The 15,358-nt window shown below is 46.2% G+C and carries 14 protein-coding genes and 1 riboswitch; all 14 genes read right to left on the reverse strand.

Annotated elements, in window-relative coordinates; all coding sequences use genetic code 11:
• Positions 1-165 precede the first annotated feature (165 nt).
• On the reverse strand, positions 166-1,416 hold the full coding sequence (gene glyA / locus PV403_RS09355; protein WP_332084600.1) for a serine hydroxymethyltransferase: 1,251 nt from the start codon (positions 1,414-1,416) through the stop codon (positions 166-168).
• Positions 1,417-1,455: 39 nt separating this feature from the next.
• A complete protein-coding gene (locus tag PV403_RS09360; RefSeq protein WP_213530431.1) occupies positions 1,456-2,052 on the reverse strand; it encodes a TIGR01440 family protein in 597 nt (198 codons plus the stop codon).
• A gap of 172 nt (positions 2,053-2,224) precedes the next feature.
• Positions 2,225-2,307, reverse strand: a riboswitch (ZMP/ZTP riboswitch).
• A gap of 87 nt (positions 2,308-2,394) precedes the next feature.
• The gene (locus PV403_RS09365) at positions 2,395-2,964 is read right to left on the reverse strand and encodes a low molecular weight protein arginine phosphatase (RefSeq protein WP_332084384.1); all 570 of its coding nucleotides are present in this window, start codon (positions 2,962-2,964) and stop codon (positions 2,395-2,397) included.
• 122 nt (positions 2,965-3,086) lie between these two features.
• Positions 3,087-3,647, reverse strand: a complete 561-nt coding sequence (locus PV403_RS09370; protein ID WP_332084385.1) for a manganese efflux pump MntP — start codon at positions 3,645-3,647, stop codon at positions 3,087-3,089.
• Between the two features lie 72 nt (positions 3,648-3,719).
• A complete protein-coding gene (locus tag PV403_RS09375) occupies positions 3,720-4,868 on the reverse strand; it encodes an L-threonylcarbamoyladenylate synthase (RefSeq protein WP_442951752.1) in 1,149 nt (382 codons plus the stop codon).
• Positions 4,869-5,045: 177 nt separating this feature from the next.
• Positions 5,046-5,696 (reverse strand): stage II sporulation protein R, encoded by a 651-nt coding sequence (gene spoIIR, locus PV403_RS09380; RefSeq protein WP_332084387.1) that lies wholly within the window; start codon positions 5,694-5,696, stop codon positions 5,046-5,048.
• A 237-nt stretch (positions 5,697-5,933) separates the two neighbouring features.
• The gene (locus tag PV403_RS09385) at positions 5,934-7,142 is read right to left on the reverse strand and encodes an FtsW/RodA/SpoVE family cell cycle protein (RefSeq protein ID WP_332084388.1); all 1,209 of its coding nucleotides are present in this window, start codon (positions 7,140-7,142) and stop codon (positions 5,934-5,936) included.
• Between the two features lie 179 nt (positions 7,143-7,321).
• Positions 7,322-8,218 carry a peptide chain release factor N(5)-glutamine methyltransferase gene (prmC, locus tag PV403_RS09390; protein WP_332084602.1) on the reverse strand — a complete coding sequence of 299 codons (897 nt, stop codon included), beginning with the start codon at positions 8,216-8,218 and terminating at the stop codon, positions 7,322-7,324.
• 6 nt (positions 8,219-8,224) lie between these two features.
• A complete protein-coding gene (prfA, locus tag PV403_RS09395; RefSeq protein WP_213530441.1) occupies positions 8,225-9,292 on the reverse strand; it encodes a peptide chain release factor 1 in 1,068 nt (355 codons plus the stop codon).
• 322 nt (positions 9,293-9,614) lie between these two features.
• Positions 9,615-10,715: a redox-regulated ATPase YchF gene (ychF, locus tag PV403_RS09400; protein WP_332084389.1), complete on the reverse strand. Its 1,101-nt coding sequence runs from the start codon at positions 10,713-10,715 to the stop codon at positions 9,615-9,617.
• Between the two features lie 198 nt (positions 10,716-10,913).
• Entirely contained in the window at positions 10,914-11,396 is a 483-nt protein-coding gene (locus PV403_RS09405; protein WP_332084390.1) for a GNAT family N-acetyltransferase, read from the reverse strand.
• A gap of 13 nt (positions 11,397-11,409) precedes the next feature.
• Complete coding sequence (fni, locus tag PV403_RS09410) at positions 11,410-12,516, reverse strand: type 2 isopentenyl-diphosphate Delta-isomerase (protein WP_332084391.1); 1,107 nt, start codon at positions 12,514-12,516, stop codon at positions 11,410-11,412.
• 145 nt (positions 12,517-12,661) lie between these two features.
• Positions 12,662-14,134, reverse strand: coding sequence for a phytoene desaturase family protein (locus PV403_RS09415; protein ID WP_332084392.1), 1,473 nt, complete (start codon positions 14,132-14,134; stop codon positions 12,662-12,664).
• A complete protein-coding gene (locus PV403_RS09420) occupies positions 14,131-15,357 on the reverse strand; it encodes a glycosyltransferase (RefSeq protein ID WP_332084393.1) in 1,227 nt (408 codons plus the stop codon). Before PV403_RS09420 ends, PV403_RS09415 begins: the two co-directional genes overlap by 4 nt.
• Position 15,358: the final 1 nt, after the last annotated feature.

Raw genomic sequence — 15,358 nt, forward strand, 5'->3', positions numbered from 1 at the left:
TAAATCCTGTATATTATATCATTCCCTATCCTCAAATTACACTATAAACCGTGACAGCTTCGGGACATCGATCAAAAAAAACCGAAACTACAAAAAGCAGCTTCGGTCTACTTGAATAAACAGCTTACGAAAGCTATTTATTAGTATGGGTAAAATTACTCATTTTTAGTACTTCAAATCAGGGTAAAGCGGGAATTTATCGGTAAGCGCTGTAACTTGACGTTTTGCTTCTTCAAGAACAGCCGCATCTTTCGTGTTTTTCAGCGTCTTCGCGATGATCTTGCCAATCTCGACCATAGCTGCTTCATCCATACCGCGGGAAGTAGCCGCTGGTGTACCAATACGGATACCGCTGGTTACGAAAGGACTGGTTGGATCAAATGGAATTGCATTTTTGTTTACTGTAATACCGATGGAATCAAGGACATGTTCTGCCTCTTTTCCCGTAATGTTTACACTGCGTGTATCGATAAGCATCAAGTGGTTGTCTGTTCCGCCAGAAACGATATTGAGACCTTCAGCGATCAGAGTTTCTGCCAATACTTGAGCATTCTTCACCACGTTCTCGGCATAAGTTTTAAATGATGGCTGTAATGCCTCACCCAAAGCTACTGCTTTTGCCGCGATCACATGCATCAAAGGACCGCCTTGTGAACCTGGGAATACGGCTTTATCAATGGCTGCTGCCCATGCTTTCGTTGTCATAATCATACCGCCGCGTGGTCCGCGAAGCGTTTTGTGTGTTGTTGTAGTAACAAAGTGCGCATGTGGAACTGGACTTGGGTGAAGGCCAGCTGCTACTAGACCAGCGATGTGAGCCATATCGACCATGAACAACGCACCCACATCGTGTGCAATTTTAGCAATTGCTTCAAAATCAATCGTACGCGGGTAAGCACTCGCACCTGCAACAATCATTTTAGGGCGATGTTTAAATGCCGCTTTGCGGAGATCATCATAATCAATACGGAACGTGTCTTCTTGTACACCGTAAGAAACAAAGTTATACAAAAGACCGGAAGCATTCACCGGGCTGCCGTGCGTTAAATGACCGCCATGTGCCAGGTTCATACCAAGAACGGTATCGCCTGGTTTCAGTGCTGCAAGATAAACTGCCATGTTGGCTTGTGCACCAGAGTGAGGCTGAACATTGACATGTTCTGCTCCGAACAATTCTTTTGCACGATCGCGAGCAATATCTTCTACGATATCCACATGTTCACAACCACCATAATAGCGTTTACCTGGGTATCCTTCTGCATACTTGTTAGTAAGAACAGAGCCCATAGCTTCGATAACCGCTTCAGATACGATGTTCTCGGATGCAATTAATTCGATGTTATTTTGCTGACGTTTCAGTTCCAAATTCATAGCTTCCAGTACAGCAGGGTCACTTTTACGCAATTGTTCCATAATGATAATTCCTCCTAAGAAATAAAATAATATGAAAAAAAGTTAATCACATGTTGAGGTATTACTTGATGTCTCCATCTGATACACTGCGCGCTGACCCCCGATAAGTTTCGGTCTTGTTATCGCTGTTGTCACACGAGCCTCGCCAATATACCGTCTTTTTGTACGATAGGGTACGGCTACTCTGCGAAGATGCATCCCTATGAGCGTCTCTCCAATATCCATCCCTGCATGAGCTTCGATCGTCTCCGCGAGACAAGGCTCTGTCAAAGAACGATAAGCTGCTGCTGCCATAGAGCCGCCGGCGGTTGGAATGGGTACCGCAGAAACCTCGGTCAGACCTAAGCGTTCTAGTAAATGCCTTTCCATTACGAGTGCGCGGTTGAGGTGCTCACAACATTGAAACACAACTTCAAAACCAAAGGATTCCTTTACCTCGTTGATCCCATTAAGTAAGGACTGGGCAATTTCTAAAGCACCGCCTGTACCAATATGTTTGCCGGCTACTTCGCTTGTGCTCGTTCCGACAACAACGACTTTTCCAGGGCCTAAATCCCCAGCTTCAGCAAGTTCTCTTAGAATCTCTGCCGTATGCTGGACAAGCTCATGCCATTCTGAAGCAGACTTCTGTTGTTCCATTGCCTTCTATCCTTCCCTTCTATGACGAGCATAATCAAAAGGTAAGGGCATGACTCAAGTGAACAAACATCAATGATGGTGTTCGCCTCGCCCTTTTTTCATTTATTATAACGAAAAAAATGACGAAAGACGAAAAAAGAGCAGTCTGCACGTATAGATACGCACAGAAATGCTCTTTTGCCCAGGCGACCGGCCGATATTTCCAGTGCTCCATCGTGGTTTAATCCACACTTGTCGCCAGTTACACTGGAATCTATTTTTACATTCCATCTCATCATAGAACATCAGATGGCAGAAATCAACCATTTATGATTGCTTACTGTAATTTTTTTATATTGTATATCACAGCTTATCCAGAAGTCGCTCTATTGCTAAACGAATTTCTGCCGCAGTGACATCGTAATCTTCCTTACTGCCGCCAAACGGATCAGATATATCAAAACTTGGGATACGCTGCTGGATCTCTATCATTCGCTGACGCTCGGCTGCTTCAATCTCTTGACCAAGTGACAGTTTCATTTCCAGCTCTGCATACAAGCGGTCTCTCTCTTTAAGATCCTCAAGGATTTGTACATTATCCTCCGTATATTCCTTCAGCGTGTAGATTCGGTCTGCTGCATTCGGGAAGAAGTGAAGCACATGCTGCTTATGAGAACCGGTTAATGTCAAAATAAGATCTGCCCACTCTACGTGTTCCGATGTAAGTGAGGAAGATGTAATCGAGTCATGGATATCGTGATCCTGAAGCACCGCTTTTGCATGACGAGAAATCATACTCCCCTCTGTTGCAGCAACACCAGCGGACCGAACCTTTAGATCAACTCCACGTTCTGCTGCGGCTTTGCGAAGTAACCCTTCTGCCATCGGACTTCGGCATGTATTGCCTGTACAAACAAATAAAATATGTTTCATATCCTTCACCTCCATCAGGGCCTGTAAAGCCGATATCAATCTTTTCCCCATCCGCAGGAGATCATTTCTATTGTAAATTGCTTTGACCTAATACGCAAAATTATACAGCAAGCTGCCTTGTACTAGAAAATAAACAAGAGACCAAAGGCAAGCAAAATCGCGCCTCCTACTGCCTCTCCATATTCACCCATATTGCGATTTACTCTTCTGCCAATAAGTAATCCCACAACCGACATTAAAAATCCACACAGCCCAAAAGCAAATAACGTGAGCCATAAGTCAGTGCGGAACATACCGAGAGTCACCCCAACGGAAAAGGAGTCAATACTCACACTAAAAGCAAACATCAGTGTACCCGTAAACGTGCGGTGATCCATGAAACTAGACTCTCCCGAACGAAACGCATTAAAAATCATATGAGCTCCCAGCAGAAGTAACAGCCCCCCAGCTACATAGGAGGTAACTTGTCCAAGCAAGGAACTAAAATACTCACCTGCATAAAATCCCACGAGCGGCATGAGGACATGAAATATTGCAATTAAAATACTCATTCGAAGTATATGCAATAATCGAATTCCCTTCATACCAATCCCTATTCCTAGAGAAAATGCATCCAAACCCAGTGCTACCGCCATTATCAGAATGGTAATAAGCTGGCCCCACTGCGCAGAAGCCTCCAGCATTGTTCATACCCCCATGTACACAGCATTCTTGTACACCATATGCGGACAAGAATGGAAACATGACGAGTAAGTTTATTCAGTTACATGAATGATCTGATGGCCGGCTGCTTTCAGTAAGCGGTTCATGATCGCATCGCCGAGGCCATCCCGGGGACACGCCTCGGCGTAAAGTACTGAGGCGCCGATCTCGTCACAGCTACGCAGTGCAGCGTATAGACGGTGAGCTCCCTCGGCAAGCCGCTCCAGGCTGCCGAGAGAATAGACAGCGTCTGCGCGGTACAGATGCAGGTGCTCGCTGAAAGCAAGCACCGCAGTTCGTTCTCCGCGCGCAGCCGCTGCGAAGAGCGCACCATTCACATATGCGGCTACCGCATCGGGTGCGCCTTGCACTACACGAAGCTCTCCCTTAGGAGCGTAGTGCGTGTACTTCATCCCTGGCGAGCGAGGTGCAGGAGAGGAAGCATCTGCCTTGACTGAATCTATGGAGAGGCCTGGATCGAGACGTACCTCGGCAGCTACCTCGGCAAGCTGCTCGGCTGTAATGCCGCCAGGTCTAAGAATCGTCACGGTCCCGTCATCATGAGCCTCTACCACAGTAGATTCCACCCCTACTCCTGTAGGTCCGCCATCTACAATTCCGGCAATTCGGCCCATAAGATCTTCTCTCACATGAGAAGCTGTCGTCGGACTTGGACGTCCCGAACGATTTGCGCTTGGTGCTGCAATCGGGCAATCGGCAGCGGCAATCAGCTCAAGCGCAACCGGATGATCCGGCATACGCACACCAACGGTATCCAGTCCTGCTGAGACTTTCTCTGACAAGCTCTTTTGTTTTAGCGGAAGGATTAAAGTAAGCGGTCCAGGCCAAAATGTATCCATTAACCTGCTGGACAATTCATTAACCGGTTCCGTAAATCCGTCCAGCTGTGCTCTACTTGCGACATGGACAATAAGCGGGTTATCAGAAGGTCTGCCTTTTGCAGCAAATACAGACTCTACAGCTGCCGTATTTCTGGCATCTGCACCAAGTCCATATACCGTTTCCGTGGGAAACGCAACAATGGAACCGTCTTGAAGCAAGGCTGCCGCTTCCTTCAAGTGTTCCATTGTCTCCTCTTTATTCATATCCCCTGTTACATCCCAGATGTGAGTCACCATATCTGGTCTAATCTCCGTATTAACGTCCGCTATATTCTCTATCGAATTCTTCTCATTACACATGTTGTTATCATCCAGTCTCATATATTAATTATCGTACATTATATCACAATTCATGCATTCTTCGGGCTGAGAGTAAAGACTAATATCCTAAGAGGAAATCGAACTCCATCAGTACCAGGATATCTCAAACTACGGTTATCTCGAACCATGTTTATCTCAGAGGAACTACCTTTTTAATTATGCCACTATATTCCCTACAAAATCCCAAGCTTTAACCAACATATCCCATAGGAAAAATCGGACTTCTGGCTCAGCGATGCCCTCATTTTCTAAACCCTGCCCCGCTTGTTCAGTATTTGCCGTCACATTCTTCTCGGCTACATCTCCATTTTTACCGCCAACGAAACATAGAGGAGGAAATAACACGCACCACCAGTTCTGTCCTTCCCCTTTACCCAGGGTCACTCGAACTGCTTCATAATCTCCGGCAGGATAGATCAGTTTGCCGTACATTTTTGTTGGAAAAGGTACCGTCGCAAGCTCTACGTTATATTCATAAGTCAATCCACGGTTTTTGAGTTCCTGTCCTACCAGTTCATTCAGCTCTGGCAAATGTCCGCGAACCATGGTTCTAGCTTCTTCTAGATTATGCGGATCAGCAAGAGCCGGCACCCACTCATTCATCTGCTCAACAACGGCATCCCGAATCTCTCTTTTGACTAACTGATCGTGAGGCATATCTGAATTTGCCAGAATACGTAACCGGATCGAATCATGCGGAATGACAGCTTGATGTATGGCTGCATCTGATTTCTGACCTTCCCAGCTCATCATAACAATCATCATACACACCACAATCATGAAAAACTGTTTTATACTCTTCCGCATGTTCTTCTCCCCCTCGAACTCTTCATGTCTATCAGTATGTCCGCGAGTTGGTAGAGTTAAACCTAGCAAACTTATTTTTATTAAAAAGAACTCATAGTTTCATAGAATGAGCTTCGCCTGTACAAAAAAAAGCATCCTCACGATCCTTCTTCAAAAAGAGGGTAACCGTGATGATGCTTCATTTTATCGACGTATCCTTGGTATTCATTATTGAATTTTCTAATTAAAGATTAAAATTTACGCCTTAGCTTGTTTACGACCAAACATGCGTTTCTTGTTCTGACCGTTTGCCCCTGGAGCAAGAATATCATCATCGACTTCTTGTCCATGTACTTTGATGCTCATAATGAGTCCGATACTCGCCATATTAATGAGCAGTGATGTTCCTCCGTAACTGATAAACGGTAGTGTAATCCCGGTCAGCGGCATAATTCCAATAAATGCACCTATATTCTCAAACACCTGGTACAAATACATCGCGACAACCCCGACAATGATATAGGGCCCCGATCGCTCCTTTGATTCCAGTGCAATCAGGATCATCCTATGGATTAATATGAAATATAACAGTAACACGACCGAAGAACCTACAAATCCAAACTCTTCTGCAATCAGTACAAAAATGGAGTCAGAGTAGGTGTAGGGAACACGACCGGATTGCACGGAAGTTCCCTGCATAAATCCTTTGCCTGTAATCCCGCCTGAACCAATCGCAAGTTTCGCATTATCTGTATGCCAGGAAGCTTTGGCAGTTGCCTTTTCGGGCACAAGCCATGGATCAAGTCGTTCTACCCAGTGAGTACGTCCGAGCTTATCCAAATAATCATAGATGTTATCATGATATACCGTATAAAGCTTAATCCCGCCGCCCACGAGTACGGCAATAACGACAAATCCGATTAAAGCGTGGGATGCTTTAATATTCCCGATCCAGAGCAGTCCGATCAAAATCACGACATAAGCCATCGCATTACCAAGGTCATTCTGAAGCATAACAAAGGCAAATGGAACAAAGGTCATAAGTCCAATCGGAACGACATCCCTCCAAAACTCCAGTTTCGCCTTACCTCTTTTGATAAGTACTGAAGCCAGGAAAATAACCAGGATCAGCTTAAATAACTCGGCTGGCTGAATGGAGATCGGACCAAGATAAATCCAGCCTGAAGCGTTATTGATATTTCCTCCAAAGAAATTGGCAGCTAAAAGAGTAAGCAGCCCAAAGAAATAAATATAAAGTGCATATTTCACTAGCAGTTTGTAGTCTACCAGTGTTATGGCGAACACAGCGCCAAATCCAAGTACATAAAAGACAAGCATTCGCATGTGATGCCCTTCGAGCTTTGGATTACCGTGAGTTGCACTATACAGACATACAATACTGATGATCATCAGCATAAAAATGATCATCAGTATGGGTACATCCATCTTTTTAAACTTTTGCAGCATGAACCGTCCCCCTAAAGGCGAGACTGGGCATTAATCTAACCAGCCTTACATAATAATTAGCTTTGTAACACAATAAGGGAGGTTTAGAACCCCTATATTTCCTACGATCTATACCGACACGAAACGACACTACCCTCTATTGTAAAGGATGAAATCGTAAAAAGAAAATGTTCTGCAGCTTACAATTTCGTCACCTTTGTATGAATGCCAATGACATGTCTTTCGATGCCGGCTAGATCGGACACGATCTCAATTTGATCCCAGTGACCGGCCTGCCTTAACAGCTCTGCCACATCTTGCGCCTGCCCTTGACCAAGCTCAAATCCAACCAGTGCTGGCGGCGCAGCAAGCAAGCCAAGCTGCGCCATCATGATCCGGTACGGAGCCAGCCCGTCCGGCCCTCCGTCAAGAGCTGTGCGCGGCTCATGCTCGCGCACTTCGCGCTGTAGTCCCGCGATATCTCCCGCCGGGATGTAAGGCGGGTTCGACACCAAAATGTCGAACCTTTCTCCCGCGAAGGGCGTGAGCAAGTCGCCCTCACGAAAGGATACAGCTGCGCCGTTTGTCGCTGCATTCTTCGCGGCAACTTCCAGCGCATCTGGGCTGATGTCACTGGCTGCGACGTCCCAGCGCGGGCGCTCGGTTTTCAGCGTCACCGCAATAGCGCCGCTGCCAGTACCAATATCAATGACCCGCGGAGTTCCGCTTGGCCACAGTACATCGCCGTGCTTCATAATCGCCTCGACCAATAGCTCGGTCTCGGGTCTTGGAATGAGCACAGCTGGACTTACTTCAAACTGCAGTCCGTAAAATTCCTGCTGTCCAATTATATATTGAACGGGTTCTCCGCGGCCTTTCCGATTCACAGCATCCGTGAAAGCTGTGATCCGCTGCGCCGGAAATGGTTCCGGCTGTGCCATATAATAAGCAGCTCCTTCGAGGCCAAGCACGTGCATCAGCAGAAGCCGTGCATTGTTTTGCGGCTCCAGCACACCGCAATCCTCTAAAAAAGAGGAAGCCTTCACAAAGGCTTCCCGATTGCTGCTTCCCTGCGGTAAGTTAAATTCTTGCCGCATCAAGCATTATTCCCCTTTTTCCATTAGCTCTGCTTGTTGTGCAACCGTGAGAGCAGACAGAATATCTTCAATATCACCGTTCATCACCTGATCGAGTCTATGCACGGTTAAACCGATGCGGTGATCTGTTACACGGCTTTGCGGGAAATTATACGTACGAATCCGCTCACTGCGGTCTCCTGTTCCCACTTTACTCTTCCGTTCGCCGGAAATTTTTGCTTCTTCCTCTTGACGCATCATATCAAAAATACGTGTACGAAGAACTTGCAATGCCTTTTCCTTATTCGAGTTCTGGGATTTTCCGTCCTGACAAGTTGCTACGATTCCCGTTGGAACGTGAGTTACACGAACCGCTGATTTGGTCGTATTAACGGACTGTCCGCCAGCGCCGCTGGAGCAGAACGTATCTACACGAATATCTTTATCATGAATGACGATGTCCAAGTCTTCTGCTTCCGGCATTACTGCTACTGTAGAAGTAGAGGTATGAATCCGTCCGCCGGATTCTGTTGCAGGAATCCGCTGAACACGGTGGGCACCACTCTCATATTTCATTTTGCTGTAGGCACCGCGTCCGTTAATCATGAAGATCACCTCTTTGAATCCGCCGAGGTCATTCTCATTTACGTCCATCAGTTCCACTTTCCAGCCCTGAGATTCCGCATAACGTGTATACATCCGGTACAAATCAGCTGCAAATAGAGCCGCTTCATCTCCACCAGCCGCGCCGCGAATCTCGACAATTACGTTCTTATCATCATTCGGGTCTTTTGGCAGCAGAAGAATATGAATCTTATCTTCCAGCTCTTTCTGGCGCGTGCTCAGTTCATCAATTTCCATTTTGACCATTTCACGCATCTCATCGTCCAGTTTCTCTGCTTGCATCTGCTTAGCTGCTTCCAGTTCTTCCATTACGGTCTTGTATTCCATGTAAGCTTCATAAGCGGGCTGCAGATCGGACTGCTCTTTAGAGTAATCTCTCAGCTTCTTATTATCACTGACTACATCCGGGTCACACAAAAGTTCGCTCAGTTTCTCATATCGATCAACCAATGCTTGTAAACGATCCAGCATAAGTAAAATCACCTCTCCATATTCAATGTTTGTCTATATATGATGAAAGCTTCCAACTGTTGATATTCAAATGAATTGTGCCTTGTTATTGATGATTTGTATCGCTACAATGTCATCCATCCTTTTAGTATAGAATAAACACTCGTCGCAGTTTACTCTGGCGACTCTTTATTATATCATACGGCAAAGCCCTTGAGAAGATACGACTGGCGCCCAGAATCATACAGATCACTCCATGCCGAATTCATGAAGAAAGCCCCAGGCTCATCCCGTGAGGAGGAGTCTGAGGCTTCACTGTCAGAAGCTATTTCTATACTTATTTCTATACATTAAAACGGAAGTGCATTACGTCGCCGTCTTGTACTACATACTCTTTACCTTCAAGACGAAGCTGACCGCGTTCTTTGGCACCGTTCATTGAACCTGCAGCCACAAGGTCATCGTATGACACAACTTCTGCACGAATAAATCCGCGTTCAAAGTCCGTATGGATTACTCCCGCAGCACCCGGTGCTTTTGTGCCTTTACGAATGGTCCATGCACGAACTTCTTGTACACCTGCTGTGAAATAAGTGTACAGACCAAGTAAACGGTAAGCTGCTTTAATCAGACGGTTTAGACCAGACTCTGCAAGTCCGAGCTCTTCAAGGAACATTGCTTTGTCTTCGCCTTCAAGCTCAGCAATCTCAGACTCTACCTTCGCACTGATTGGAACAACCTCTGCATTCTCATCGGCTGCAAATTCTTTTACTTTCAGTACATAAGGGTTACTGTCTGCAGAAGAAACTTCATCTTCGCTAACGTTCGCTGCATAAAGAACCGGCTTCATCGTCAGCAAGTGTAGATCGCGAAGAATCAAATGCTCATCATCTGTCAGCTCGATACTGCGAGCTGGTTTATCATCGTAAAGTACCGCTTTTACTTTTTCTAGAACTTCCACTTCTTGAGCGTGCTGCTTATTGCCGCCCTTCATATTCTTACGCGCACGTTCAATTCGTTTCTCAACACTTTCAATGTCTGCAAGAATGAGTTCCAGGTTAATTGTCTGGATGTCGGAGATTGGATCCACTTTGCCATCCACATGGGTTACGTTCTCATCTTCAAAGCAGCGAACCACATGTACAATGGCATCCACTTCACGAATATGAGCAAGGAACTTGTTGCCTAGCCCTTCACCTTTACTTGCACCGCGCACGAGTCCCGCGATATCCACAAATTCAAAAGCCGTTGGTACTGTTTTTTTCGGTACTACAAGTTCTGTCAATTTATCAAGACGCTCATCCGGAACTTCAACGATCCCCACGTTCGGATCAATCGTACAGAATGGGTAGTTGGCGCTTTCTGCGCCCGCTTGTGTAATTGCATTAAAAAGGGTTGATTTCCCTACGTTCGGTAACCCTACAATCCCTGCTTTCAAAGCCATTTATATAAACACTCCTCAAATGTATTTGGTGTATATTACGATTTCCATCAAACAATCTTTCTAATTATATATGAGAACAAGAAGGGCATCAAGGATATTACCTATGGCAGCTTTCCCCTCTTGCTACTTTTCTTAAGTCACATATTCCCCTGCGGTGAATTTGTTATGTACCTTTTTCCCCTACTAATCAATAAGGAATCATGACAACTCTTTATAAAGCGTAATACTTCTAGCATCATATCCCATTTTCTGATACAAATGCAAAGCCCGCTCATTGTGTCCAAAAACATGCAGTCCCATGAGATCTGCCTTGAGTTTTCTAGCCTCTTCTTCCAGAAGGAACATCGTCTTTGTACCATATCCTTGGTCCTGGTATTCATCCAGAATGGTAATGTCGTATAAGAATAATTCATTCTTATTATTTCTTCTATAGAGATTAAACCAAATAAATCCGATGACAGCAGGAGTGGGGAGCGCCATATCAATAACCCGGTAAAAATAAGCATTTTCCGTGGAGTACCCTTTTGGTAGAATCCTGCTCATATCCTCCAGCGCTCGACTTTCTGCATGTTCTGGAATCCAGGTGCCTGCCTTTATCTTCTCTTTCATATAGGACACAAGTGTAAACGCCATAAAGTCTTCATATTGTTCTTTATCCATTGCTATTAGTTCAAGTTGCATGGTGACACCGTCCTTACTTGATCGTTCTGATCAAACGCTTCGTACCTTGCAATTCAATAGGACGCGGGGCGCCTACCCCGAACATCGCTGTTCGCAGTTCAAATTCAACTTGGTGAAGTCGATGATGAAGGGCTTCTTCCGATTCAACAGCTGCTCCAAGAAGTGATCTTCCGAAACCAACAAGATCAGCACCGAGTGCAATCGCTTTGGCCGCATCTACACCGGAAGCGAGCCCGCCGCTACCAATCACTGCTTTCCGGGGATTCATTTGCCGCACCTCTGTTATACATTCGGCTGTAGAGATTCCCCAATCTACAAATGCTTCTGCCGCTGCTTTTTTCATCTTGTCTTCATTTCTAAACTTCTCTACTTGAACCCAGCTTGTCCCGCCGGCCCCTGCAACGTCAATAAAAGAAACTCCCGCATCATAAAGTTTTGCTGCTGTCTCTCCATCAATTCCCCAGCCTACTTCTTTGACCCCAACAGGTACAGAGAGTTCCCCGCAGAGCTTTTCTATCTTCTTCAGCAGCCCGCTGAAATTCGTGTTTCCTTCCGGCTGAAAAATTTCCTGCAGACCGTTTAAATGAAGCACAAGCATCGACGCACCTGCGATATCAACCGCCCGCTGACACGCTTCTCTACCAAACCCATAGTTCAGCTGAACGGCGCCGAGGTTCGCAATAATGGGAATCGTGGGCGCAAACTTTCTCATAGAGAAAGAAGCTGCCAGTTCTTCTTTTTCGACTGCTGCTCTTACGGAACCAACGCCAAAAGCCCAGCCTCTTGCTTCAGCAACCGCTGCCAGGCGTTCATTAATCTTTCCTGTCGCCCCACTTCCGCCTGTCATAGAACTGATAAGAAACGGTGTGCGGAGCTCTTGTCCGAGAAACATCGTATTCAGCTGAACATCAGCGAAATCAAGCTCAGGCAGTGCTGCATGCCGAAACCGGTAAGATTCAAATCCAGCTGTGATCCCCTGTGCATTCACGTCTTCATTAAGACAGAGCCGGACATGTTCTATTTTCCGTTCGCCGGTCGGCACTTCAGGCAGCAAATGCTCGCTAACCCCCTGAAAATCTTGATCCTTATGTAATTGATTATCTCGTCCTGCTTCCCGCATATCCCGTCTCCTTTACCCATTCCATTTCAAGCTAGATAGAGTCATTATACCTTATAAATAAGGTTCCCGCCTTGTTTTACAGCGCAGCTTGCTCCACCTGTCCCTGTGTTTACCTTATGTTACTTTGTGTTTACCTAGATATGCTCTAACGAGCAATCTCCTCCGCCACGAGCCTTCCCGAGCGGGTGACAATAGGAGTTCCCCCTCCTGGATGTGTAGTCCCTCCTACAAACCATAACCCTTCTATATCTTTGGAACGATTGGACGGTCTTGTGAATGTCTGCTTCGGATTGTTGGAAGAGATGCCATAGATACTGCCCCGATAAGCAAGGGTATCACGCTGAATATCTTCTGGAGTGTAGTGACTCATCACATCGGCTCGTTCCAAACCCGTCACACCAAGCTCCCCAAGCCGGCGGATCAATTTATTCTGATAAGCAGACGACTCAAGCTCCCAATTCCATTCCTTTGATACATAAGGTGCATTGGCAAGAATGAAAAGGTTGCTGCCCCCTTCTGGTGCCATGCCCTGCTCTGAATACCCAGAGTAGCAAAGATATAGCGTCGGATCTTCAGGAGCTCTCTTTTTACCAAAAATATCCGTAAATTCCGCTTGATAATTATCTGGAAAAAAGACGGTATGATGAAGAAGTTTGTCATACTGCTGCTGTATGCCTGCAAGTGTGACAAACCCTGATAAGGAGGGCTCATACTGCTCAATCTTTCGATTGTTCATCGATGGACGTTCCGATTCAGGAATTAGCAGCTGATGAAAACGAAGTACATCCCCGTTAGCAATAACAACGTCTGCCGTATATTCGTCCCTGTCCGTCTCTACTCCAGTAATCTTGTTGTGGTGGGTCTTAATTCTCTTCACTTCTTCTCCGGTCCGAAAGATAACCCCTTTCTCCCGCGCGAGCTTCTCCATTCCAGACACCAGGGAGTACGTGCCTCCTTCTACGCCATATACTCCAAGCTCTGCTTCCACATGAGCCAGCATGGCGAAGATCGAAGGTGCTTCATAAGGCGAAGAACCAACGTAAGTTGCGTATCTGCCGAACATTTGGAGCGTATTTAGATGCGTGAAATAACGCTGAAGCAGTGTATTCAGCTTCGTCACGGGTCGGACACGCAGTAAGCTTTTTAACATTGATATATTATATTTATCCTGAGGACGAATCATCAGCTGCCCAAGGAATTTCTGATTTGCTTCCCTATAAAGCGCTTTTGATTCATCCATAAAGGCATCGTAGTTTTGTGCGTCTTTTTCGCTGTATGCGGCAATCTGCTCTTTCATAAAGGCACGATCGCTAGACAGGTCTACCGTTGTCCCGTCAGCAAATACATTTCTTGTCCTTGGCTCGAGATCATACATTTTCACATAGTCTTCCATCTGTACACCAGCTAGTTCGAACACTTCCCGAAAGACATGGGGCATCGTAATGGTGCTCGGCCCCCGGTCAAAATGGTAATCGCCAAGCTGAATTCGCTGCAGTTTCCCGCCCGCATGTTGCTGCCGCTCAATGATCGTCACATCTCTGCCTAGTGTGGCAAGACGTATAGCAGAAGACAACCCACCGAATCCGGCTCCAATAATAACTACCTTTTGATTGTTCAATGATAGTGCCTCCCTTTCCACACATAACCTTTACCGGTCACAGCTCCAAGCCAGGATGAGATACCAATGGCAATGACAAAAAGAATGCTGACTGGGTGCAGTAAACTTAACCAGAATGGATGGCTTCCAGTAAGATCGGCCACTCTTTTCACTAGCATTCCAAGTAAAGTCCCTGCCGCTCCCAAAGCCACTACTTTAAAGTCGCCAGTGAACATTCCAATCAGAAAACTGATCGGCGGGAGAAGATAGAGAGCAGCATACATCACAAGAACGCCCGCTAAAAGAAAACCACTGCGCCCGAGGCCCTCGTACATATTTTTCTTATATCCGTTCCATACCTCGACTGCATTCTGGTACATCCTTGTGCGTGTATGGCGATGAACATCAGCGAGCGTAACCGGATGACCTGCTTTTTTCACTGCACGGGCAAGCTGCATATCATCCAGCAAATCTGCCTTGATTGCTTCATGCCCTCCCGTTGCTTTATAGGTATCCCGGTGAATAAACATAAAGGCACCGGTAGCCGCAACAAAACGAGGATTCTGTGAACCTCTCACTAGCACAATCGGCAGATGACTGATAATCGTAAATTTCATCATAGGTACGACCAGCTTCTCAAGCCATGTTGCTGTTATTTGGCGGGGGAAACCCGTAACAAGTCCTTTTTGTTGAGCTTGCGCGGTGGTAAGCACCGCATTCAGTGCCGTTTTTTCTAATCTGACGTCCGCATCCATATACAGCCACCACTCTCCGGTTGCCTGCTGAGCAAGCTCATGGCATGCGTATGATTTGCCCATCCATCCTGAGGGAAGTTCCTTACCTTCAAGAATTCGCAGACGGTGGTCTTTTGTCGCTAGTTGTTCTAGAATCTCACCGGTTTTATCTTCGGATCGGTCATTAAGAACAATGACCTCTAGCTGTATGCCCTCTGTATCCGCAGCCAGCACACTTTCCACACAATCTTTAATATGAATCTGTTCATTCCGCGCAGGAATTAGAACAGAGATCTTCGTCTTTGTCGTCTTTGCGTCCCTATTTATGTGAGAGATGCGAGTGCCTTTCGTGCGATCTACGGTGTGACCTGGGGTGTGATCTGCAGTGCAATCTTTGTTACCATCCGGCACACCAAGGAGTGGAAGCTTTGTCCGGTTCCAGAGGGAGAAGAGCAGCTGAACAGCAAGAATACCGCAGAGGATCAGCAGCAGAGTGTGAACAATATTCATG

Origin of the sequence: Paenibacillus sp. GYB006 (assembly GCF_036577645.1) — a bacterium.
GTDB lineage: Bacteria > Bacillota > Bacilli > Paenibacillales > Paenibacillaceae > Paenibacillus.